Origin of the sequence: Microbacterium sp. BWT-B31 (genome assembly GCF_041379855.1) — a bacterium.
In the GTDB taxonomy this organism is placed as follows: Bacteria; Actinomycetota; Actinomycetes; order Actinomycetales; family Microbacteriaceae; genus Microbacterium.
In genome coordinates this window covers 17,735-39,720 of sequence record NZ_JBFECU010000003.1, presented here as the reverse complement: position 1 = coordinate 39,720, position 21,986 = coordinate 17,735, and the positions used below count along the sequence as shown (strand labels likewise).

General features: G+C 70.8%; 23 protein-coding genes. 20 read left to right on the top strand and 3 right to left on the bottom strand.

Annotated features, from left to right (window positions below; translation table 11 throughout):
• Nucleotides 1-34: 34 nt before the first annotated feature.
• Together AB1K54_RS04490 and lexA are read right to left on the bottom strand one after the other, a co-directional pair.
• Nucleotides 35-1,534 (bottom strand): hypothetical protein, encoded by a 1,500-nt coding sequence (locus AB1K54_RS04490; protein ID WP_371201518.1) that lies wholly within the window; start codon nucleotides 1,532-1,534, stop codon nucleotides 35-37.
• 161 nt (nucleotides 1,535-1,695) lie between these two features.
• Nucleotides 1,696-2,376 (bottom strand): transcriptional repressor LexA, encoded by a 681-nt coding sequence (gene lexA / locus AB1K54_RS04485; RefSeq protein WP_371201517.1) that lies wholly within the window; start codon nucleotides 2,374-2,376, stop codon nucleotides 1,696-1,698.
• A gap of 291 nt (nucleotides 2,377-2,667) precedes the next feature.
• Here lexA and AB1K54_RS04480 point away from each other — a divergent pair, with 291 nt between their 5' ends.
• The 7 genes from AB1K54_RS04480 to AB1K54_RS04450 all read left to right on the top strand — a co-directional run bounded on the left by AB1K54_RS04480 (nucleotide 2,668) and on the right by AB1K54_RS04450 (nucleotide 8,547).
• Nucleotides 2,668-3,030 (top strand): LysM peptidoglycan-binding domain-containing protein, encoded by a 363-nt coding sequence (locus AB1K54_RS04480; RefSeq protein ID WP_371201516.1) that lies wholly within the window; start codon nucleotides 2,668-2,670, stop codon nucleotides 3,028-3,030.
• 24 nt (nucleotides 3,031-3,054) lie between these two features.
• The gene (locus AB1K54_RS04475; protein ID WP_371201515.1) at nucleotides 3,055-4,140 is read left to right on the top strand and encodes a histidinol-phosphate transaminase; all 1,086 of its coding nucleotides are present in this window, start codon (nucleotides 3,055-3,057) and stop codon (nucleotides 4,138-4,140) included.
• Nucleotides 4,137-4,751 carry an imidazoleglycerol-phosphate dehydratase HisB gene (gene hisB, locus AB1K54_RS04470; RefSeq protein ID WP_371201514.1) on the top strand — a complete coding sequence of 205 codons (615 nt, stop codon included), beginning with the start codon at nucleotides 4,137-4,139 and terminating at the stop codon, nucleotides 4,749-4,751. Before AB1K54_RS04475 ends, hisB begins: the two co-directional genes overlap by 4 nt.
• Nucleotides 4,748-5,398 carry an imidazole glycerol phosphate synthase subunit HisH gene (hisH, locus tag AB1K54_RS04465; protein ID WP_371201513.1) on the top strand — a complete coding sequence of 217 codons (651 nt, stop codon included), beginning with the start codon at nucleotides 4,748-4,750 and terminating at the stop codon, nucleotides 5,396-5,398. The genes hisB and hisH overlap by 4 nt, the downstream gene beginning before the upstream one ends.
• Nucleotides 5,399-5,459: 61 nt before the next feature.
• Nucleotides 5,460-6,206, top strand: a complete 747-nt coding sequence (gene priA, locus AB1K54_RS04460; protein ID WP_371201512.1) for a bifunctional 1-(5-phosphoribosyl)-5-((5-phosphoribosylamino)methylideneamino)imidazole-4-carboxamide isomerase/phosphoribosylanthranilate isomerase PriA — start codon at nucleotides 5,460-5,462, stop codon at nucleotides 6,204-6,206.
• Nucleotides 6,190-6,981 (top strand): SseB family protein, encoded by a 792-nt coding sequence (locus AB1K54_RS04455; RefSeq protein ID WP_371201511.1) that lies wholly within the window; start codon nucleotides 6,190-6,192, stop codon nucleotides 6,979-6,981. Before priA ends, AB1K54_RS04455 begins: the two co-directional genes overlap by 17 nt.
• Nucleotides 6,982-7,155: 174 nt before the next feature.
• Nucleotides 7,156-8,547: an aspartate aminotransferase family protein gene (locus AB1K54_RS04450; RefSeq protein WP_371201510.1), complete on the top strand. Its 1,392-nt coding sequence runs from the start codon at nucleotides 7,156-7,158 to the stop codon at nucleotides 8,545-8,547.
• Nucleotides 8,548-8,574: 27 nt separating this feature from the next.
• Here AB1K54_RS04450 and AB1K54_RS04445 read toward each other — a convergent pair whose 3' ends face one another.
• Nucleotides 8,575-8,994 carry a DUF1844 domain-containing protein gene (locus AB1K54_RS04445; protein ID WP_371201509.1) on the bottom strand — a complete coding sequence of 140 codons (420 nt, stop codon included), beginning with the start codon at nucleotides 8,992-8,994 and terminating at the stop codon, nucleotides 8,575-8,577.
• 290 nt (nucleotides 8,995-9,284) lie between these two features.
• Between AB1K54_RS04445 and infC the strand changes: the two genes are divergently transcribed.
• From infC to AB1K54_RS04380, 13 genes are all read left to right on the top strand, one after another.
• Nucleotides 9,285-9,929, top strand: coding sequence for a translation initiation factor IF-3 (infC, locus tag AB1K54_RS04440; RefSeq protein ID WP_371201786.1), 645 nt, complete (start codon nucleotides 9,285-9,287; stop codon nucleotides 9,927-9,929).
• Nucleotides 9,930-9,999: 70 nt separating this feature from the next.
• The gene (gene rpmI, locus AB1K54_RS04435) at nucleotides 10,000-10,194 is read left to right on the top strand and encodes a 50S ribosomal protein L35 (protein ID WP_179490915.1); all 195 of its coding nucleotides are present in this window, start codon (nucleotides 10,000-10,002) and stop codon (nucleotides 10,192-10,194) included.
• A gap of 32 nt (nucleotides 10,195-10,226) precedes the next feature.
• Entirely contained in the window at nucleotides 10,227-10,610 is a 384-nt protein-coding gene (rplT, locus tag AB1K54_RS04430) for a 50S ribosomal protein L20 (protein WP_371201508.1), read from the top strand.
• Between the two features lie 186 nt (nucleotides 10,611-10,796).
• Nucleotides 10,797-11,597, top strand: coding sequence for a TrmH family RNA methyltransferase (locus AB1K54_RS04425; RefSeq protein ID WP_371201507.1), 801 nt, complete (start codon nucleotides 10,797-10,799; stop codon nucleotides 11,595-11,597).
• 106 nt (nucleotides 11,598-11,703) lie between these two features.
• A complete protein-coding gene (locus AB1K54_RS04420; protein ID WP_371201506.1) occupies nucleotides 11,704-12,501 on the top strand; it encodes an amino acid ABC transporter ATP-binding protein in 798 nt (265 codons plus the stop codon).
• A gap of 77 nt (nucleotides 12,502-12,578) precedes the next feature.
• Entirely contained in the window at nucleotides 12,579-13,451 is an 873-nt protein-coding gene (locus AB1K54_RS04415) for a glutamate ABC transporter substrate-binding protein (protein ID WP_371201505.1), read from the top strand.
• A 90-nt stretch (nucleotides 13,452-13,541) separates the two neighbouring features.
• Nucleotides 13,542-14,189, top strand: coding sequence for an amino acid ABC transporter permease (locus AB1K54_RS04410; RefSeq protein ID WP_371201504.1), 648 nt, complete (start codon nucleotides 13,542-13,544; stop codon nucleotides 14,187-14,189).
• Nucleotides 14,186-15,130, top strand: coding sequence for an amino acid ABC transporter permease (locus tag AB1K54_RS04405; RefSeq protein WP_371201503.1), 945 nt, complete (start codon nucleotides 14,186-14,188; stop codon nucleotides 15,128-15,130). The genes AB1K54_RS04410 and AB1K54_RS04405 overlap by 4 nt, the downstream gene beginning before the upstream one ends.
• Nucleotides 15,131-15,174: 44 nt before the next feature.
• Nucleotides 15,175-16,224, top strand: a complete 1,050-nt coding sequence (gene pheS, locus AB1K54_RS04400) for a phenylalanine--tRNA ligase subunit alpha (protein WP_371201502.1) — start codon at nucleotides 15,175-15,177, stop codon at nucleotides 16,222-16,224.
• A complete protein-coding gene (pheT, locus tag AB1K54_RS04395) occupies nucleotides 16,224-18,734 on the top strand; it encodes a phenylalanine--tRNA ligase subunit beta (RefSeq protein ID WP_371201501.1) in 2,511 nt (836 codons plus the stop codon). The genes pheS and pheT overlap by 1 nt, the downstream gene beginning before the upstream one ends.
• A 103-nt stretch (nucleotides 18,735-18,837) precedes the next feature.
• The gene (locus AB1K54_RS04390) at nucleotides 18,838-19,575 is read left to right on the top strand and encodes a dienelactone hydrolase family protein (RefSeq protein WP_371201500.1); all 738 of its coding nucleotides are present in this window, start codon (nucleotides 18,838-18,840) and stop codon (nucleotides 19,573-19,575) included.
• A gap of 32 nt (nucleotides 19,576-19,607) precedes the next feature.
• Nucleotides 19,608-20,381, top strand: a complete 774-nt coding sequence (locus AB1K54_RS04385) for an ABC transporter ATP-binding protein (protein WP_371201499.1) — start codon at nucleotides 19,608-19,610, stop codon at nucleotides 20,379-20,381.
• The gene (locus tag AB1K54_RS04380) at nucleotides 20,363-21,943 is read left to right on the top strand and encodes a hypothetical protein (RefSeq protein WP_371201498.1); all 1,581 of its coding nucleotides are present in this window, start codon (nucleotides 20,363-20,365) and stop codon (nucleotides 21,941-21,943) included. The genes AB1K54_RS04385 and AB1K54_RS04380 overlap by 19 nt, the downstream gene beginning before the upstream one ends.
• The last annotated feature ends 43 nt before the right edge of the window (nucleotides 21,944-21,986 follow it).

Genomic DNA, 21,986 nt, shown 5'->3' with positions numbered 1-21,986 from the left:
CGCATAGTGACATCGACACCGTCCGCTGCCACCGTCAGCTTGTGACCGTGCTGTCGTCGGAGCGGACGGATGCCGCGGGCGCAGCGGCGGCCTCCACCGCCTCGTCGTCTTCGGGTGCGGCCTGGGTCGCGGCCTCGGCCTGTGCCCCGGTCTCTGTCTCGCCGAGCGCCTCGGTGCCAGCGCCGTGGCCTGCGGCGGTCTCGTCGGCCTCGCGCTGGAGCAGTTCGGCGCAGAGCCAGACGATCAGGGCGAGAACGACCGTGAGCACGATGTCGCTCACTGACAGGGGCCGCAGGGCGATGAGCAGCAGCACCGCGAGCACGACGATCATCAGGCGCACGAGCACGCGCTGCCGGTGCATCCAGTCGCCGAAAGAGCCGGTGTCCAAGCCCCACCTCGCAAGCCCCGCGCGCGCACGCGATGTGAGCGACCCCGACAGCGCGCGCACCCGCCGCGCGGGCGCCCAGCGCCCGCCCAGCCACGCCGCCAGGGCGATCACGGCTCCGAGGAACGTGATCACGATCGTGGTGTCGCGCATCGCGGCCGTGATCATCGCGTAGGCCGCGTCGAGCGCGCGCGGCGGCAGGCCGAGCTGCGGCGCGCTGAGCGAGACGATGATCCGCCCGCTGTCGAGCCCGATCCACAGGAGGCCGGCGCCGACCAGGATCGCCACTCCGGTGCCGAGCAGGGCGGTGAACCGCCGGCGCGCCACGACGATGCCGACGACCAACAGCGCGAGCGCGATCACGGGCAGCCACCAGACGACGGTGACCGCGAGGCTGTAGATCGTGCCCACGAGCGCGAGCGCCTCGGATTGCACGAGCACGATGGTGTGGGTGACCGGTGGGATCGACGCCGCGAACGTGATCCCCTGATCGACCAGCCGCTGCTTGAGCTCTTCGATGATCGGACCGAGCTGGATCCCTAGGGTGCCGGCCTGGTCGATCGTGACCGCGCCGGTGCCGTCGTTGGTCGCGGTCGCGACGAGGGCGCGATGGCTCACCTGCAGCGCGCGCTCCCACACGTCGGCGAACGCGTCGGATTCGACCACGCGGGTGACGGTCGTGTCGATGAGGCTCTGGATGCCCGAGACCGCGGGCTGGCGCAGCAGGTCGAGAGCCCGCAGCGCCGCCGGCGGCAGATCGAGCGTCGCGATCCCGTCGAACAGATCGTTCGTGAAGGACTCGATGTCGAGACTGTCTTCGATCGCGGCGGTCGCCTCGCCGATGATGAGCGCCTGCACGTCGGGATCGTCGGCGAGCGGTGCGAAGGTCTGCACGAAGGCGGCCTCGTCGACGAGCTGGGTGCGGGTCCAGGTGGCGACGATCGAGATCGGGACCAGGATGCCGGCGATCACGATGCACACCGCCGAGACGAGCGCACGCCACCCGTCGCGTTTGTTCGCTCGGGAGGCGCCGCCCGGTGCGGCGGGCGTGATCGGGGTGACCGGAAGCGTGCCCCCGGTGCGCAGCCGATCGTTGTCTGCGCGAAGCGCCGCGATCTCGGCGCGCAGATCGTCGATCTCAGAAGGCATGGTCCCACCCCTCGATCGTGAACACGCAGGGAGCGTGCGACCGGCGAAGGGATCGTCCCCCCGGCGATGACGCTCACACTATCGGCGCGGACCGACATGTGCGCGCCAGGTGCGCGGTGCGAAGCCCGGGAGAGGGCGCCACGGGACCGGGAAGAAGCCGCTCAGACCGCCCGCAGGACCGCGACCACCTTGCCGAGGACCGTCGCCTCGTCGCCGAGGATCGGCTCGAACGCCGAGTTGCGCGGGAGCAGCCACGTGTGGCCGTCACGGCGGCGGAACGTCTTGACGGTGGCCTCGTCGTCGAGCATCGCGGCGACGATGTCGCCGTTCTCGGCGACGTTCTGCGCGCGCACGACGACCCAGTCGCCGTCGCAGATGGCCGCGTCGATCATCGACTCGCCGACGATCTTGAGCATGAACAGGTCGCCCTTGCCGACGAGCTGGCGGGGGAGCGGGAAGATCTCTTCGACCTGCTGGTCGGCGGTGATGGGAACGCCTGCCGCGATGCGGCCCACGAGCGGGACCAGCGCCGCGTCGCCGACCGGCGGGGCGCTGTCGGCCGGGTTCTCGGTGGCGCCGGGCAGGTCGATCAGCACCTCGAGGGCGCGGGTCTTGCCCGGGTCACGACGGAGGTAGCCGCTCAGCTCGAGCTGGTTGAGCTGATGGGTCACGCTCGAAAGCGACTTGAGGCCGACCGCGTCGCCGATCTCGCGCATGCTCGGCGGGTAGCCCTGCCGCGAGATCGAGCGCTGGATGACCTCGAGGATCGCCTGCTGCTTGTCGCTCAGGCTCTTGCGGCGACGGGTCTGAGGCTTGTCGCGTCCGGCGGTCGCGTCGGTCATCGTGGGTGCTCCTGTCTCACCCCGCCGCATGCGGCGCCGCATCGAGCGAATCCCGGGGGTGCACCGGTCTTCGAATGTCGGAGGTCGATGGTGGGGTGTTGCTATCGAAACCGTATCCGATCACGGGACGATCCGCGCGAATCGACGCGCGTGTCGCTCTTCGAAGGAACGGGCTCGACAGACAGGCTTGACGTCTCCACAAATCGAAGATACGTTCGGAAGGAAAGTTCGCATCCGATCCGCCCGGCCGCGAGTCGGGTGCGAACTTCTCGCCACCGTCGGGAGGAACACATGAGCACCTTCGCCGTCACCACCGCATCGCTCGCCCCGCGTACGCGCCTGCGCCTGACCACCCGAGGGCGGCGCGTGCTCACGCTTCTGGCGGCCCTCCCGGCCGCCGTGGCCCTGGCCGCCGCCATCGTCGGCGGGGGCGCCGCTCTGGCGTCCCGCGACGCGGGCGCGCCCGCCGGCACGTTCGAGACAGTGACCGTGCAGCCCGGCGACACGCTGTGGGCGATCGCCGAAGGGGTCGCGCCCGGGTCCGATCCGCGCGACGTGGTCGACGCGATCGTCCGACTCAATGCGCTCGGCAGCGTGGGGATCGTCGCGGGGCAGGAGCTCGCGATCCCCGCTGCGTACTCGTCGGCGCGCTGAGCCGGGCGCTCTACGATGGGAGGGGTGAGCGTAAGCCTTGACGATCTGCCCCTCCGCGACGATCTGCGCGGACTGAAGCCCTACGGCGCCCCCCAGGCGCCCCTCCCCGTGGCGCTGAACGTCAACGAGAACACGCACCCCGTTCCGCAGGACGTCGCCGACGACATCGTCGATGCGCTCGCCCACGCGCTGCGCGAGGTGAACCGCTACCCCGATCGCGAGTTCACGGCGCTGCGCGAGTCCTTCGCCGGCTATCTCGGCCACGGCCTCACGCGCGACCAGATCTGGGCCGGCAACGGCTCGAACGAGGTGCTCCAGCACATCTTGCAGGCCTTCGCCGGGCCCGGGCGCACCGCGTTCGGCTTCGCGCCGACGTACTCGATGTATCCGCTCCTCACGCAGGGCACCGGGGCGAGGTGGGTCGCGGGCAGGAGCGGTCACGACTTCACCCTCGACCCCGCCGAGGCGGCGGCCCAGATCGAGGCCGCCGCGCCGGACGTCGTGTTCCTGTGCGCGCCGAACAACCCCTCGGGCACCCCGATGCACCTCGACGTGATCGAGGCCGTGTACGACGCGGCCCCGGGAATCGTCGTGGTCGACGAGGCCTACCACGAGTTCGCGCCTCGTGATGAGCGCTCTGCGCTGACGCTGCTGCCCGGCCGCGAGCGGCTCGTCGTCTCGCGCACGATGAGCAAAGCGTTCGCCTTCGCGGGCGCGCGGGTCGGCTACCTCGCCGCGGATCCCGCATTCATCGACGCGCTCCGCCTCGTGCGGCTCCCGTACCACCTGAGCGCCCTCACGCAGGCGGCGGCGACTGCGGCGCTGCGCCACGCCCCCACGATGCTGCGGATGGTGGACGATATCGTCGCCCAGCGCGATCGCATCTCGGCGACGGTCGAGGCGCTGGGCTACACGCCTTACGAGTCGTGGACCAACTTCGTGCTGTTCGGCGGCGTCGAAGACAGCGGGGTGGCGTGGCAGAAGCTGTTCGATCGGGGCATCCTGATCCGCGACGTGGGGATCGCGCACCACCTGCGCGTGACGGCGGGCACCGAGGAAGAGACCACGGCGTTTCTCGATGCCCTCGCGTCGATAGGATCGGCATCATGACGAGCCAGTCCGCGCCGCGCACCGCATCGCTGCGCCGCGCCACGAGCGAGTCGTCGGTCGAGCTGGAGCTGAACCTCGACGGGAGCGGCCGCAGCCGCATCGACACGACGGTCCCGTTCTTCGATCACCTGCTCACGGCATTCGCCAAGCACTCGCTGACAGACCTCACCGTGCGGGCGTCGGGTGACACCGACATCGACGCGCACCACACCGTCGAAGACATCTCGATCGTGCTCGGTCAGGCCATCCGCGAGGCCCTCGGCGACAAGGCGGGAATCTCGCGCTACGGCGATGCGCTCGTGCCGCTGGATGAAGCGCTCGCGCAGGCCGTCGTCGACATCAGCGGACGCCCCTATCTCGTGCACGGCGGTGAACCCGAGGGCTACGAGTTCCACCTGATCGGGGGGCACTTCACCGGCTCCCTCGTGCGGCACTCGTTCGAGGCGATCACGTTCAACGCGGGGCTCACGGTGCACGTGACGGTGCTCGGCGGCCGCGACCCGCACCACATCGCTGAGGCCGAGTTCAAGGCGTTCGCCCGCGCGTTCCGTCAGGCCAAGGCGCTCGATCCCCTCGTCGAGGGGATCCCGAGCACCAAGGGCGCGCTGTGACCGACCGGCCGCTGGTCGCCGTCCTGGACTACGGCTCCGGCAATGTGCACTCCGCGGTCAAGGCGCTGCAGGCCGCGGGGGCCGATGCCCGGCTCACCTCCGATCGCGGGCTGGTCCTCGACGCCGACGGGCTGGTCGTGCCGGGCGTGGGCGCCTTCCGCGCCGTCATGGACGCGCTGCGGGCGAGCCGCGGCGACCAGATGATCGAGCGTCGGCTCGCCGGAGGGCGCCCGGTGCTGGGCATCTGCGTCGGCATGCAGGTGCTGTTCGAGCGCGGGGTCGAGCGCGGTGTCGACACCGAGGGTCTCGGTGAGTGGCCCGGGGTGGTCACCGAGCTCGACGCGCCGGTGCTGCCGCACATGGGCTGGAACACGGTCGAGGTCGGCGAGGGGTCGCGGCTGTTCGAGGGCATCGAGCACGAGCGCTTCTATTTCGTGCACTCCTTCGCCGCCCAGCAGTGGCTGCTGGAGGTCATGCCGCCGTTCCCGAGCCCCGCGCTCACGTGGTGCGACTACGGCCGTCCGTTCCTGGCGGCGGTCGAGAACGGACCGCTGTCGGCGACGCAGTTCCACCCCGAGAAGTCGGGTGCTGCCGGCATCCGCCTGCTCTCCAATTGGATCGGCGGGCTCGGCGGGCGTAGCCTTTGACCTCGTGCCCATCGGGGGAGGCAGTTCGGCCACCCCGATTCGATCCGCCGCACGAGGAGCCATGAACGATTTCGCGTCAACGCCAGAGCTGATCCTCTTTCCCGCCGTGGATGTCGCCGACGGCAAGGCCGTGCGGCTGACGCAAGGCGAGGCCGGCTCCGAGACGAGCTTCGGCGACCCCGTCGAAGCGGCGGCGGAATGGGCCCGCCAGGGGGCGTCGTGGATTCACCTCGTCGACCTCGACGCGGCGTTCGGGCGCGGCAGCAACTCCCACGTGCTGCGCAAGGTCATCAAGCAGGTCAAGGGCGTCCAGGTCGAGGTCTCGGGCGGCATCCGCGACGACCGCTCGCTCGAGCAGGCCCTCGAGATCGGTGCGTCTCGCATCAACCTCGGCACGGCGGCGCTGGAGAACCCCGAGTGGGCCGCCGACGTGATCAGCCGCTACGGCGACGTCATCGCCGTGGGGCTCGACGTGCGAGGGACGACCCTCGCGGCGCGCGGCTGGACGCGCGAGGGCGGCGACCTGTGGACTGTGCTCAAGCGCCTCGAAGAGGCCGGATGCAGCCGCTACGTCGTCACCGACGTCACGAAGGACGGCACCCTGCGCGGTCCGAACCTCGACCTGCTGCGCGAGATCACCGCGCGCACTCCGAAGCCGGTCATCGCGTCGGGCGGGGTCTCGAGCCTCGACGACCTGGCCGCCCTGCGCGAGCTGGTGCCCCTCGGCGTCGAAGGAGCGATCGTCGGCAAAGCCCTGTACACGGGCGCGTTCACGCTGGTCGAGGCGCTGGATGTCGCCGCAGGCTGAGCCGCAGCATCCTGATCACGACCACCCGCCGGCCGACTCGGCGGGCGTGCCGTGGGAGGGGCGCAGCTTCCGCTCCAACCCGCATGCGGGCGACGACGGCTCGGCCGATCCGGCGCTGCTGGCGGCGCTCGAGGCGTTCCGGGCGGGGGTGGGCGATCAGGTCGCGGTCGTCGACGCGTTCCGCGAGGCGCGACTGCTGATCCCGCTCGTCGCCGAGAAGGGCGATGAGGGCGTGGGCCCGACCGGCCTTCGCGTCGACAAGACGCAGGAACTGTCGATCGTGACGGTCGCCGCCCCCGACGGGCGCCGAGTGCTGCCGGTGTTCACCTCGGTCGAGGCGATGGGCAGATGGGATGCCTCGGCCCGCCCGGTTCCCGCCGAGGGCATCCGCGTGGCGCTGTCGGCGTCGGACGACGACACCGACCTGGTCGTGATCGATCCCGGCTCCGGCACTGAGTTCGTGCTGCGGCGTCCCGCGGTGTGGGCGATCGCCCAGAGCCAGCCGTGGGAGCCCTCGTTCGCATCGCCGGAGGTCTACACGGCCCTGCAGGCGAGCATCGCCGGGGAGCTGGCGGTGCTCGATCTGGGGGTCGAGCCGGGCGACCCGACTGCGCGCCTGCGCGGCCAGGAACTGGTCGTGCGCCTGCACCTGATGGCGGGGCTGTCGCAGGAGGAGCTGGACGGCGTCCTCCAGCGCCTCGCGAAGCGCTGGGCCGCCGACGACCGCGTCGCGGTGCTCGTCGACTCGCTGACGGTCAAGCTCGTCCGCGGCTGATATCCGCCCCGCGCGTCGCGGCCTCGCGCCGCTCGTCCCGCCGAGTCGCCGGGACACGCAGGCGACGGATGCCTCGGCGCGGGGCGCACACCCCTTGCATGCGCGCGCGCCGAGGCAGATGATCGGCGAGGAGTCGGCGACCCGCAGCTGCGAGAGGCGAGGACGGAGGCGCGGATGGACAACGACCAGTACCGGGCCGTGCTGGAGGCCGCGCAGCGGCACGCGCGCGTGTGGCTCGGCTCGGTCGCCGAGCAGCCCATCCGTCCGGAGCAGGACGCCGACGGCATCCTCTCGATGCTCGATCGCGACCTCCCCGACGACGGGCTGGACGCCGTCGCCGTGGTGGACGAGCTCGCGGCGGTGAGCGCACCGGGTCTCATGGCGATGGGATCGCCGCGGTTCTACGGCTTCGTGATCGGCGGGACGTACCCGGCGGCGCTCGGGGCGGACTGGCTCGTGTCGGCGTGGGACCAGAACACCGGCTCCCGCCAGCCGACGCCCGCGACCGCCGCGGTGGAAGAGACCGCGGCACGATGGATCCTCGACCTTCTCGGCCTTCCGCGCGAGAGCGGGGTGGGGTTTGTGACCGGCGGAACGAGCGCCAACCTCACGTGTCTGCTCGCCGCGCGCGACGCCGTGATCCGCGCGAGCGGCCACGATCCGGTGCGTGGTCTGCAGCACGCTCCCGTGATCCGGTTCCTGGCGGGTGAGGCCGTGCACACGTCGATGGTGCTCGCCGGTCGCATGGCGGGTCTCGGCGCGCCGCAGACGGTGGGCGCCGACGATCAGGGGCGCATCGATGTCGATGGCCTCGCGCGGGCCCTCGCGCAGGGCGAGGGGCAGGCGATCGTGGCGCTGCAGGCGGGGGATGTGCACTCCGGCGCGTTCGACGACTTCGCCGCAGCGGTGACCGTCGCCCACGACGCGGGCGCGTGGGTGCACGTCGACGGGGCCTTCGGGCTGTGGGCGGCCGCGACGCCGCGCCTCGCGCACCTCGTGCGGGGGCTCGCGGAGGCCGATTCGTGGGCGACCGACGCGCACAAGACTCTGAACGTGCCGTACGACTGCGGTGTGGCGATCGTGCGAGACGACGCCGCGATGACGGCCGCACTGGGCGCGCACGCCGCGTACCTGCCCGCGGTCGAGGAGATCCCCGACCCCTACGACCGCGTTCCCGAGCTGTCGCGGCGCGCGCGGGGCGTGCCGGTGTGGGCGGCGCTGCGGTCGCTCGGCCGGCGAGGTGTCATCGGGCTGGTCGAAGGGCTGGCGGATGCTGCGGCCGGCCTCGCCGACGGCTTCCGGCGCATCCCGGGGCTGGAGGTTCTCAACGACGTCGTCTTCACCCAGGTGTGCCTCGCCGCCCCCGACGACGCCGCGACCGCGGCGCTGGGCCAGTGGCTGCGCGCCGAGGGCACGGTGTGGGCGTCGTCCTCGCGCTGGCAGGGCCGCACGGTGGTGCGGTTCGCCGTGAGCAATCGCGGCACCGACGCCGAGGCGGTGCGGCGTACGGTCGATGCGGTGGCCCGCGGCGCGCGGGCGCTGGGGATCACGCACGACGCGGGTTGAGGCATCCGCTCCGGAATCGCTGCGGTGTCAGGTGACCGGGCCGGTCCACTTCTCGCCGGGGCCCTTGCCGATCGGGTCGGGGATCACGGAGGCCTCGCGGAAGGCCAGTTGCAGCGAGCGCAGGCCGTCGCGCAGCGACCGGGCGTGCATGTCGCTGATCTCGGGCGCGCCGGCGGTGATGAGCCCGGCGAGGGCGTTGATGAGCTTGCGCGCCTCGTCGAGGTCGAGCTGGGTCGCGGGGTCGTCGGCGAGGCCGGTCTTCACCGCGGCGGCGCTCATGAGGTGCACGGCGGCGGTCGTGATGACCTCGACGGCGGGCACGTCTGCGATGTCGCGGGTGGCAGACGCCGCGGCCTGCTCCTGCGCCTCCCACTGGGCGATGCGCTCGGCGTCGGGAGCGCCGTTCTGGGGAGGGGTGCTGTCGCCGGCGTCCTGAATCGTGTTCACGTGCCACTCTCTGGTAGACTTCAGCGGGCACCGGAGCGATCTGCTCCGGAACGAAAGAGGATCCACATCCCACCCGCGCTTGCCGCTCCAGGCTACCGGGTCACGCGCTCCGCCCCGCACGAACTGTGTACGGGGCAGTCCCGCCACGCGGGAGCCCCGAAGCCAGTACGGATCGGGAGCAGGGTGCAGCAAGTCGGCGTTTGGGCGCCGCGACGGGTGGATGTCCCTCTTCCGCCCGCGGTACAACCCTGTGCCGCGGAGCCGCGAAAACGCACGAAGAGGAGTTCCGCATCAGCGATCCCCGCACCAATGACCGCATCCGCGTTCCCGAGGTCCGCCTCGTGGGCCCCGCGGGTGAGCAGGTCGGCGTCGTCCGCATCGAGGTGGCGCTGCGCCTGGCTCAGGAGGCCGACCTCGATCTCGTCGAGGTGGCCCCCAACTCGAAGCCTCCCGTAGTCAAGATCATGGACTACGGCAAGTTCAAGTACGAGGCCGCGCAGAAGGCCAAGGAAGCGCGTCGCAATCAGGCGAACACCGTCCTCAAGGAGGTCCGGTTCCGCTTGAAGATCGAAGCCCACGACTACATCACCAAACTCAAGCGCGCCGAGGGCTTCCTGAAGTCCGGCGACAAGGTCAAGGCGATGATCCTGTTCCGCGGTCGCGAGCAGTCGCGCCCCGAGCAGGGCGTACGGCTGCTGCGCAAGTTCGCAGAAGACGTCGCGGAGTTCGGCACGGTCGAGTCGAACCCCACGATCGACGGCCGCAACATGGTGATGGTGGTCGCCCCGCACAAGAACAAGTCCGAGGTGAAGACCGAGCAGAACGCTCAGCGCGCGGCGAACCGCGAGGCGGCCCGCTCGGCCCGCACCGGCGGCGCCGATGCGCCCGCCGCGACGGAGGCGCCCGCCGCCGCCGAGGCCGCTCCCTCGGAGTAGGCCCCCACGATCTCCCGCACCGCGGGATCCGACTCCCGCCTGGGCGGGACGTGAAACGAAGGAAGAAGAGATGCCGAAGCAGAAGACCCATTCGGGCGCCAAGAAGCGCTTCAAGGTCACCGGCAGCGGGAAGCTCATGAAGCAGCAGGCGAACCTTCGCCACAACTTCGAAGGCAAGCCCACGCGCCGCACCCGTCGCCTGTCGCAGGACCAGGTCCTCGCCAAGGGCGACGCCAAGGTCGCGAAGAAGCTCCTCGGCCGCTGAGCGCGCCGACGCACGAATAGGAACGAAACGAAATGGCTAGAGTCAAGCGGGCCGTCAACGCCCACAAGAAGCGTCGCGTCATCCTCGAGCGCGCCTCCGGTTACCGGGGCCAGCGTTCGCGTCTGTACCGCAAGGCGAAGGAGCAGGTCACCCACTCGCTCGTCTACGCATACCGCGACCGCCGCAAGCGCAAGGGCGACTTCCGCCGCCTGTGGATCCAGCGCATCAACGCCGCCGCCCGTCAGAACGGCATCACGTACAACCGCTTCATCCAGGGCCTGGGCCTTGCGGGCGTGCAGGTGGACCGTCGCATGCTCGCCGAACTCGCGGTGAACGAGCCCAAGACGTTCGCGTCGCTCGTGGCGACCGCGAAGAAGGCGCTGCCGACCGACGTGAACGCGCCCAAGAGCGCCTGACGCATTCGATGACCGGCGCCGCCGAAGGCGGTGTATCGAGCCGGTGATCGAGTGCCGCCGAAGGCGGTGTATCGAGATCCAGAGGGCGCCCTCCGTTCGGAGGGCGCCCTCTGGCGTACTCCGGAGGGCGCGAGAAGATCGCCACGGATGCCTCGGCCCGGCCCCGCGGAACCCTAGACTGGCTGCGTGCTCGAGAATCCGCGTTCGCCGCGCGTGCGCGCCGTCGCGAAGCTGACCAAGCGCTCCGCCCGCCAGGAGACCGGGCTGTTCCTGCTGGAGGGGCCGCAGGCGGCGCGCGAGGTGGTCGCCTACCGGCCCGACACGGTCGTCGAGATGTTCGCGACGCCCACCGCGATGGAACGGCACCCTGATGTGCGCGACGCCGCGCGCGACGCGGGCATCGAGGTCGTCTTCACGACCGAGGCCGTGCTCGACGCGATGGCAGACACGGTCACCCCGCAGGGGATCGTCGCCGTGGCGCGGCAGTCGCCGACGTCGGTGCGCGACGTGTTCGCGGCATCCCCCCGTCTCGTTGCGATCTGCGAGGAGGTGCGCGATCCCGGCAACCTCGGCACGATCATCCGCGCGGCTGACGCCGCGGGAGCGGACGCGGTCGTGCTCACCGGCCGCACGGTCGACCCGTACAACCCGAAGGTCGTGCGAGCCACGACGGGTTCGCTGTTCCACCTGCCGGTCGCTGTCGGCGTCGATCTTGCGACCGCTGTCGAAAGAGCACACGCCGCGGGTGTGCGCGTGGTCGCCGCCGACGTCGGCGGAGGGGACTTCCTCACGTCGCGCGACGTGCTCGCCGAGCCGACCGCGTGGCTGTTCGGCAACGAGGCGCGCGGGCTCGAACCCGAGGCGCTCGCGCTCGCGGACCTCTCGCTGCGCCTGCCGATCTACGGCCGCGCCGAGTCGCTGAACCTCGCGACCGCCGCGAGCGTGTGTCTGTACGAGACGGCGTTCGCTCAGCGCGCCGCATCCTGACTCAGAACGATTGCGCTGACTCAGAACGTTCGCGCCCTGTTACGGAACGGTTAAGACCGTGTCGTATCGTTGGCCGAGGGTCAGACGTCCCCATAGGGTTGAGGTCATGGCGACTCCTGATGCACCGGCACCGGCGCCGCGCACTTCGAACATCAACGTCCGGCGGGGCGAGCCCCTGGTGGTGGTGGACCACGTCGACAAGCACTTCGGTGAGCTCCACGTCCTGAAGGACATCAACACGGTCGTGAGCCGTGGTGAGGTCGTGGTGGTGATCGGCCCGTCCGGCTCGGGCAAGTCGACGCTGTGCCGTGCGATCAACAGGCTCGAGACGATCGACTCGGGCACGATCACCATCGACGGCCAGCCCCTGCCCGAAGAGGGCAAGGCGCTCGCGCACCTGCGCGCCGACGTGGGGATGGTGTTCCAGTCGTTCAACCTGTTCGCGCACAAGACCGTGCTCGAGAACGTGACGCTGGGTCCGATCCGTGTGCGCGGCCTGAAGAAGAAGGACGCCGACGAGAAGGCGATGCAGCTGCTGGACCGTGTGGGCGTCGCGAACCAGGCCAAGAAGATGCCGAACCAGCTCTCGGGCGGCCAGCAGCAGCGCGTCGCGATCGCACGGTCGCTCGCGATGAATCCCAAGCTCATCCTGATGGACGAGCCCACGAGCGCGCTCGATCCCGAGATGATCAACGAAGTGCTCGACGTCATGATCGGGCTGGCCGGCGACGGCATGACGATGATCGTCGTGACGCACGAGATGGGGTTCGCGCGCAAGGCTGCCGACCGCGTGCTGTTCATGGCCGACGGCGCGATCGTCGAGGAGGCGACACCTGACGAGTTCTTCACGAACCCGCAGAGCGCACGGGCGAAGGATTTCCTGTCGAAGATCCTCGAGCACTGAGAAGCTCCCGCCGTTCCCAGCGGCCGGGATCCGAGAGGACCGCCACGAGCGGTCCGTACACAGCAAAGGACGAAGACATGAAGCGAATGCGACTTCCGTTGATCGCACTGGCCGCGGCCGGTGCGCTGGCGCTGTCCGCGTGCGCCTCCGGCGCCGGAGAGGCCCCCTCCGAGGAGACGACCACCCCGGTCGCCGAGCCGACGTTCGAGGCAGGCACCACGATGGCCGCCCTGAACGAGGCGGGCACGATCACGATCGGCACGAAGTTCGACCAGCCGCTGTTCGGTCTGATGGGCCCCACCGGTGTGCCGGAAGGGTTCGACGTCGAGATCGGCAAGCTCATCGCGTCAGAGCTCGGCATCGACGAGGACAACATCGAGTGGAAGGAGGCTGTGTCAGCCAACCGTGAGCCGTTCATCCAGAACGGCGAGGTCGACATCGTCATCGCCACGTACACCATCAACGACAAGCGCAAGGAAGTCGTGTCCTTCGCGGGCCCGTACTACCTCGCAGGGCAGTCCATCCTCGTGCTCGCCGACAACGACGACATCGAGAACGAAGACGACCTCGTCGGCCAACCGGTGTGCTCGGTGACCGGATCGACGCCGGCGGCCAAGCTCGCCGAGATCGGCGCTGAGCCGGTGCTCACCGACACGTACTCGAACTGCCTCGAGCCGCTGCGCACGGGTCAGGTCGTCGCTGTGTCGACCGACAACGTGATCCTGGCCGGTCTCGCCGCGCAGAACGAGGGCGAGTTCAAGGTCGTCGGCAAGCCGTTCACCGAGGAGCCGTACGGCATCGGCCTCGCACTGGACGACACCGACTTCCGCATGTGGATCAACGACGTCCTCGAGAAGATCTACGAGGACGGTCGCTACGAAGAGGCGTGGAACAAGACGGCCGGCACCGTGCTGCCGTTCGTCTCGCCGCCGACTCCCGACCGCTATTGATCGAAGGGATGCCCCGGCCCGGCCGCTCGCGCCGGGCCGGGGCATCCGCCCATCGGCTCGTCGGCATCGCCGACGACGAAAGGAGGTGAAGTGGAGCAGTACCTGTCGTTCTTCCCGGTGTTCTGGGAAGGGTTCCGCATGACACTGCTGCTGCTCGTCGTTTCCGGCGTGCTGTCGCTCGTGCTGGGGACTCTCATCGCCGCGATGCGCATCTCTCCGGTCGGCTCGCTGCGCGGCTTCGCCGCATTCTGGACCGAGATCGCGCGCAATACGCCCCTCACCCTCGTCTTCTTCTTCTTCACGGTCGTGGTGCCCTTCCTCGGCGTGCGGGTGCCCTTCGTGCCCCTCGCGATCGCGGCACTCGCGTACTACACGTCGCCCTTCGTCGCCGAGGCGCTGCGCTCCGGGATCAACGGCGTCCCGCAGGGGCAGGCCGAGGCCGCGCGCAGCATCGGACTCGGGTTCGGGCAGACCGTCTCGCTCGTCGTGCTGCCGCAGGCGTTCCGCATGACGATCCCGCCGCTGATCAACGTCTTCATCGCCCTCACCAAGAACTCGTCGGTCGCGGGCGGGTTCTTCGTCTTCGAACTGTTCGCCGCCACGCGCGAACTGGCGAACGCGAACGGCAACATGGTGATCCTCATCCTGGTCACGGCCGCAGCGCTGTACCTCGTGGTCACCGTTCCGCTCGGGCTGCTCGCCGTCAACCTCGAGAAGCGATTGGTGGTGCGCCGATGAGCGGATCGAGCGTTCTCTTCGACGCGCCCGGCCCCCGTTCCCGTCGGCTGTCCCTGATCGCGTCGATCGTCGGAGGCGTCGTCATCCTGGGCGTCCTCGCGTGGGTGGTGTGGACCCTCGCGATGCCGCGGGTTTCCGGCGGCGTCCCCGTTCCGGCGATCCTCGATCCCGTCCGCTGGGACATCTTCGCCGACCCCGAGGTGTGGGGGGCGATCGGTCGCGGCACGATCGCGACGCTGCAGGCGGCCGCGGTCGCCGCGGTGGGCGCCATCGCGCTCGGCATCGTCTTCTCGCTGCTGCGCAGTTCGGCGATCGGCTGGGTGCGCGTCCCCACGGCGTGGCTGCTGGAGTTCCTGCGCGGCATGCCCGTGCTGCTGATGATGCTGTTCATCCTGCTGGTCGCGTCCACCGGGGCCTTCTGGGCCGTCGTGATCGCCCTGGTGCTCTACAACGGCACGTTGATCGGCGAGGCTCTGCGCGCCGGCCTGGCGTCCCTTCCCCGCGGGCAGCGCGAGGCGGCCCTGAGCGTCGGCATGCGCGAGTTCCAGTCCAAGATGCTGGTGGAGTTCCCGCAGGCGTTCCGGCAGATGCTGCCGATCATCGTCGCTCAGCTCGTCGTGCTGCTGAAAGACACGTCGCTCGGCTACATCGTGGGCTACCACGAGCTCATCCGCACGACGATGAACCAGTTGGCGAGCTTCTACGGCAACCGGTATCTCTTCTCGCTGTTCTTCGTCACGCTGGCCATCTACCTCGCGATCAACCTCACGCTGTCGTGGTTCGCCCGCTGGCTTGCGCGGCGCACCGCGAGCGGCGGACGCCGCGTGAAGGGCGGCGGCGCGGCCCCGGCACTTGTCGACCCGACGACGGCGATCCGGCTTGCGGAGGCGAATGCCGACGCCCGCGCCTCGGAGCATCGCGGCCCGGGCGGCGTCGTCTAGGGGCGCGCCTGGCGGGCCTGCCGCGCTCGGTAGACTCGGTACTCGTGTCCGACGCACCACAGAACTCCGAGATCACGCCCGAGGCGGTGGATGCCGCCGTCCAGGCAGCGCTCCACGCCGTCGCCGCGGCATCCGACTCCGCCGGTCTGAAGGCCGCGCGCTCCGCCCACGCGGGGGAGGGATCGCCGCTGGCCGCGCTCAACGCGCGCCTGCGCGACGTGCCGAACGAGCGCAAGGCCGAGTTCGGCAAGCTCGTCGGCCAGGCGCGCGCCCGCGTGAACCAGGCGTTCGCGGCGCGCGAGGGCGAGATCATCGAGGCCGAGACGGTGGCGCGCCTCAAGGCCGAGACCCTCGACATCACGGCGCTCGCGGCGCGGGCCCGCGTCGGGGCGCGGCATCCGATCTCGCTCCTGCAGGAGCGGGTCGCCGACATCTTCGTGGGCATGGGGTGGGAGATCGCCGAGGGCCCCGAGCTCGAGCACGAGTGGTTCAACTTCGACGCGCTGAACTTCGACGAGGACCACCCCGCGCGCCAGATGCAGGACACGTTCTTCGTCGACCCGGTCGCACGCCACCTCGTCATGCGCACGCACACCAGCCCCGTGCAGGTGCGCTCGATGCTCGAGCGCGACCTGCCGATCTACGTGCTGTGCCCGGGCCGGGTCTACCGCACCGACGAGTTCGATGCGACGCACCTGCCGGTGTTCACCCAGTTCGAGGGCCTTGTGATCGACAAGGGCATCACGATGGCGAACCTCAAGGGCACGCTCGACCACGCCGCGCGCGTGCTGTTCGGCCCCGAGGCCAAGACGCGGTTCCGCGCGAACTTCTTCCCCTTCACCGAGCCGTCGGCCGAGCTCGACCTGTGGCACCCGACCTTCAAGGGCGGCGCGCGCTGGATCGAGTGGGGCGGCTGCGGAATGGTCAACCCGAACGTGCTGCGCGCGGCGGGGATCGACCCCGAGGTTTACTCGGGCTTCGCGTTCGGCATGGGCATCGAGCGCACGCTCATGTTCCGCTCGGACGTGCAGGACATGCGCGACATGGCCGAGGGCGATATCCGTTTCAGCGAGCAGTTCGGGATGGTGGTGTGATGCGCGTCCCGCTTTCGTGGCTGCGTGAGTACGTGGATCTTCCGGCAGATGCCGCGCCCGAGGACGTCCTCGCGGCGCTGGTGTCCGTCGGGTTCGAAGAGGAGGACGTCCACCGCTTCGAGCTGGCCGGCCCCATCGTGGTGGGTGAGGTGCTCGAGTTCGTCGAGGAGCCGCAGTCCAACGGCAAGACGATCCGCTGGTGTCAGGTCGACGTCGGCGCCGAGCAGGGCGGCGTCCGGGGCATCGTGTGCGGCGCGCGCAACTTCTTCGTCGGCGACAAGGTCGTCGTGACCCTTCCCGGAGCAGTGCTTCCGGGTCCGTTCCCGATCGCGGCGCGCAAGACGTACGGGCATGTGTCGGACGGCATGATCGCGTCGGCGCGCGAACTCGGGCTCGGCGACGAGCACAGCGGCATCCTGCGCCTCGTCGAACTCGGCATCGACGCACCCGTGGGAACCGACGCGATCGCGCTGCTCGGTCTCGACGACGTCGCCGTGGACATCAACGTGACGCCCGATCGCGGTTACGCGCTGTCGGTGCGCGGCGTGGCGCGCGAGTACGCGCACGCGACGGGCGCGGCGTTCCGCGACCCGGGTGCGACGGCCGCCGCCGAGGTCGCCTTGTCCGACGACTCCGCGTTCGCCGTGGCCGTCGACGACACCGCCCCGATCCGCGGTCGCGCCGGGGCGACCGAGTTCGTCGCCCGCATCGTGCGCGACGTCGACCCGACCAAGCCGACCCCCGCGTGGATGGTCGCGCGGCTCACCCTCGCCGGCATCCGCTCGCTGGGCATCCTGATCGACATCACCAATTACGTGATGGTCGAGCTCGGCCAGCCGATCCACGGCTATGACCTCGACAAGCTGCAGGGCGGCATCACGGTGCGCCGCGCGACGGTGGGCGAGAAGCTCGAGACCCTCGACGGCAAGGTGCGCGACCTCGACCCCGAAGACCTGCTGATCACCGACGCGTCCGGACCGATCGGGCTCGCGGGCGTCATGGGCGGCGGCACGACCGAGATGACGGATGCCACGCGCAACGTGCTCATCGAGGCGGCCACCTTCGACACGGTGTCGATCGCGCGCACGGCCCGCCGGCACAAGCTGCCCAGCGAGGCGTCGCGCCGCTTCGAGCGCGGCGTCGACCCGGCGATCCCGTTCGTCGCTGCCGCGCGCGTCGCCGAGCTCATGGCGGCCTACGCCGGCGGAACCGACACGCGTGCGGGCGGCGCTCTGAACAGCACGTTCGAGACACGTGGGGTCGAGCTGCCGAAGCCGTTCGTCGCCGCGCTCATCGGCGTCGAGTACACCGAGTCCGAGATCGTCGCAGCGCTCGAGATGATCGGCTGCACGGTCGACGAGCACGACGCGAGCTGGACGGTCTCGCCGCCGTCGTGGCGCCCCGACCTCACCGACAGGTGGACCCTCGCCGAAGAGGTCGCCCGCATCGAGGGGTACGACCGCATCCCCTCGGTGCTGCCGCTTCCGCCGTCGGGCCGAGGCCTCACCCCCGCGCAGCAGGGCCGACGCCGCGTCTCGGACGCGCTGGCCGCCGCCGGGTACGTCGAGACGCCCTCGTTCCCGTTCACGACCGCGGAGCACAACGACCTGCACGGGTCGCCGTCGGGCGAGCACCTGCCGAGCGTCAAGCTCGCCAATCCGCTCGACGGGCAGGCTCCGTTCCTGCGCCGGTCGCTCGTGCCGGGGCTGCTGCAGGTCGCGCACCGCAACCTGTCGCGCGGCTTCACCGACCTCGCGCTGTTCGAGACCGGCGCGGTGTTCCTGCCCGAGCCGGGGGTGCGGTACGGCACGTCGTTCGTCCCGCCGCTGGCGGTGCGGCCGGATGCCGCGACCCTCGCCGAGCTCGACGCGTCGATCCCGCCGCAGCGGCGGCATGTGGCCGTGCTCTTGACCGGGCACCTCATCGCGAAGCAGCCCGGCCAGGCCGCGGTCGCCGCGTCCCTCGCCGACGCGCTGGACGCCGTTCGCACGATCGCCTCCGCCGCGGGCGTCTCGATCGACGTCGCCCAGGGGGAGCGCAAGGCGCTGCACCCCGGACGCACGGGTGTGCTGTCTGTGGGCGACACCGAGGTGGGCTACGTCGGCGAGCTGCTGCCGGCGGTGGCAGAGGCATCCGATCTGCCGGGTCGCGTCGTCATCGCCGAGGTCGATCTCGACCTGCTTCTGCAGCTCGCGGGGGAGCGCGTGGTCGCCGCGTCGCTGTCCGGCTTCCCCGCCGCCACGCAGGACGTCTCGGTCGTCGTCGGCGACGACGTGCCCGCCGCGTATGTGCGCCAGGCGCTCGTCGAGGGCGCGGGCGAGCTGCTCGAGTCGCTGCGGCTCGTCGACGACTACCGCGGAACGGGCCTTGCCGACGGCACCAAGAGCCTCACGTTCGCGCTGCGCTTCCGCGCGGCCGATCGCACGCTGACCGCCGCCGAGGCGACCGACGCGAAGCTCGCGGGCGTGGCGGCGGCGTCCGCGCGCTTCGGCGCCGTGCTGCGCGAATAGGCTCCGTCTCCCGCTCAATGACGCCGGGTGCGCCTTTCGGGGCGCACCCGGCGTTAGCGTTCTGTCTGCACCCCGCCGTGCGCCGCCGTCGTGAAGGAGCGCCATGTCCGAGACCATCACCCTGTCCAAAGGCGCGGACGTGTTCGACGTCTACGTCGCCCGCCCCGCCGGATCGCCGCGCGGCGGACTCGTGCTCGTCCACGAGATCTGGGGCCTCGTCGAGCACATCCGCGGTGTCGCCGACCGCTACGCGGCCGAAGGGTGGCTGGTCGCCGCGCCCGACATCCTGAGCCACGGCGGTGTCGAGCCCGCGCTCGGCGCCGAGCTGTTCGCGATCATGAACAGCGACGACGAGGACGCCCGGGTCGCCGCCCAGCCCCGAATGCGCGACGCGATGACAGCGATGCGCTCGCCCGACTATGCCGTGTGGGGGGTCGCGGCGCTTCGGGCGACCGTCGACTGGCTCGTTGCTCAGCCCGGGGTGGAGGGGCGCGTCGCGGTGACGGGGTTCTGCTTCGGCGGCACGTACGCCTTCGCCCTGGCCGCGGCAGACGACCGCGTGCGCGCGGCCGTGCCGTTCTACGGGTCGGCGCCTGCCGCTGAGGCGATCGCCCGCATCCAGGCGCCGGTCCTCGCGCTCTACGGGCACCACGATCCCTCGCTCATCGAGGCGCTGCCCGGCGTCGAGCAGGCGATGGCCGACGCCGGTGTCGCGTTCGAGTCGGTGGTCTACCCCGACTCCTCGCACGCGTTCTTCAACGACACCGGCAGCCGCTACGACCCGGATGCCGCGGCCGACGCGTGGCGGCGCACGCTGGAGTTCCTCGACACGCACGTGTGACGGCGGCGGCGGGCGGGTTCGCTAGTGTCGGGATGATGAGTGTTGCATCCGAGATTCCCGCCCTGCAGCTCGTGGGGCTCGTCAAGAGGTTCGGCGAGAGGGCCGCGGTCGCGGGCCTCGACCTGACCGTCCCCGCCGGATCGTTCTACGGCCTGGTCGGGCCCAACGGCGCCGGCAAGACCACGACGCTGTCGATGGCGACCGGCCTCCTGCGCCCCGACGCCGGTGCGGCGTGGGTGCACGGCATCGACGTGTGGCAGCAGCCCGTCGAGGCCAAGCGCACGATCGGCAACCTCGCCGACGGTGTGCGGATGTTCGACCGTCTCACCGGCGAGCAGCTCATCACCTACACGGCGATGATGTTCGGTATCCCGCGGCCCGAGATCGCCGAGCGCGTCGCGGACCTGCTCGCACTGATGGATCTGCGCGAGGCCGCCGGCACGATCGTCGCCGACTACTCCGCCGGCATGGCGAAGAAGGTCGCGCTCGCGTGCGCGCTCGTGCACGCGCCGGGCCTGCTCGTGCTCGACGAGCCGTTCGAGTCGGTCGACCCGGTCTCTGCCGCCAACATCGAGGACGTGCTGCGCAGCTATACGGCATCCGGCGGCACCGTCGTGGTGTCGAGCCATTCGATGGACCTGGTGCAGCGCATGTGCGACCATGTCGCGGTCATGTCCGCGGGCCGCGTGCTGGCCGCGGGCACGCTCGACGAGGTGCGCGCGGGCGAGAGCCTGCAGGACCGCTTCTTCTCTCTCGTCGGCGGCCGTCACACAGCGGAGGGGCCGCAGTGGTTGCGACAGTCCTGAGGCTGCGGTACCGCATACTGGGCAACATGCTCGCCCGGCGCCCGTGGCAGCTCGTCGGCTTCTGCCTCGGAATCCTGTGGGCGTTGTGGCTGGTCATCGGCGTGATCGCCGGCCTCGTCGCGCTGAGCCTGCTGCAGGGCCTGGACGTGACCCGCACTCTCGCGGTCGTCGGCGGCTGCGCACTCGTGCTCGGCTGGGTGATCGGTCCGCTGCTGATCGCGGGGGCGGATGCGACGGTGGATGCCGGGCGCCTGGCGCCCTACCCCCTGTCGAGGCGCCAGGTCATGACCGCGCTGACCGCGATGGGGCTGACGGGCGTGCCGGGGATCGTCACCGGCGTGGTGGCGCTCTCGACGATCGTGCTGTGGGTGCGGTGGCCCCTGGCGGCGATCGCCGCGATTCCGGCGATCGTGCTCGCGGTGCTGACCTGCGTCGTGGCAAGTCGCCTCACCACGACGCTGTCGTCGGGGCTCGGCGGGCATCGGCGCGGCCGCGAGATCGTTGGCACGATCGTGCTCGTGCTCGTGGTTCTGGCCGGCCCGATCTTCACCGCCGCCGCCGCGCTGCTCGGCGCAGCCGTCGATGTGCCGGGGCTCGCCGCGCGGGCCGGCGCCGTGCTCGGCTGGACGCCGGTCGGTGCCGCGTGGGCCGTTCCCGGCGATGTGGCCGCGGGGGAATGGCCGGCGGCGCTCGCCAAGCTCGTGATCGCCGTCGCGACGTTCGCGGCACTGTGGCTGCTGTGGCGTCGCGCGCTCGAAGCCTCGGTGGCCTCGCCCCCGCATCAGGCGGCGCGTACGGTCAAGCCCGGAGCGCTCGGTCTGTTCGGCGTGCTTCCCACCGGCGGGGTGGGTGCGACGTGGGCGCGCTCGCTCACCTCGTGGGTGCGCGACCCGCGCTACCTGCGCCAGCTCATCTTCGTGCCGATCTTCCCCGCTCTGTTCGCGTTGACCAGCGGCGTCGACGGATGGCTGTTCGGGGCATCCGCCCTCATGGTGGCGTTCGTCCTCGCGATCGGCGGCTACACCGACATCTCCTACGACGGCACCGCGTTCGCCTCGGTCCTGTCGACAGGGATCCGGGGTCGCGCCGACCGCTGGGGTCGCGTGCTGGGCGCCGCCTCCGTGGGCGTGCCGGCAGTGGTCGCGGTGGCTCTGGTGACGACGGCGATCGCCGGCACGTGGCATCAGCTGCCCGCGGTCCTCGGCGGCGCGCTCGCGCTGGTGCTGGTGGGCAACGGTGTGGGCGCCGTGTCGTCGGCGCTGATCGTCGTGCCCGTGCCCGCGTCCGGAGACAGCCCGTTCAAGTCCGCCCCGGGGCAGACCTGGATCAACGGCATCGCGGTGCTGGGCGTGCTCGCCCTGTGCACGGTGCTGGCCGCTCCGGGACTCGGGCTGGCGATCGTGTCCCTCGTGACGGGGTCGGCGCTGCTCGGATGGATCGCGCTCGTGGTCGGTCCGCTCGTGGGCGCGGGCGTGATCGCGGCGGGCGTCGCGATCGGCGGCCAGACCCTCGACCGCACCGGTCCCGACCTCCTGGCGCGCATCAAGGCGTTCTCGATCTGATCCCGCGAGGGTGCGGCTCTCGTGTCCGCCAGGAGCGGAAACG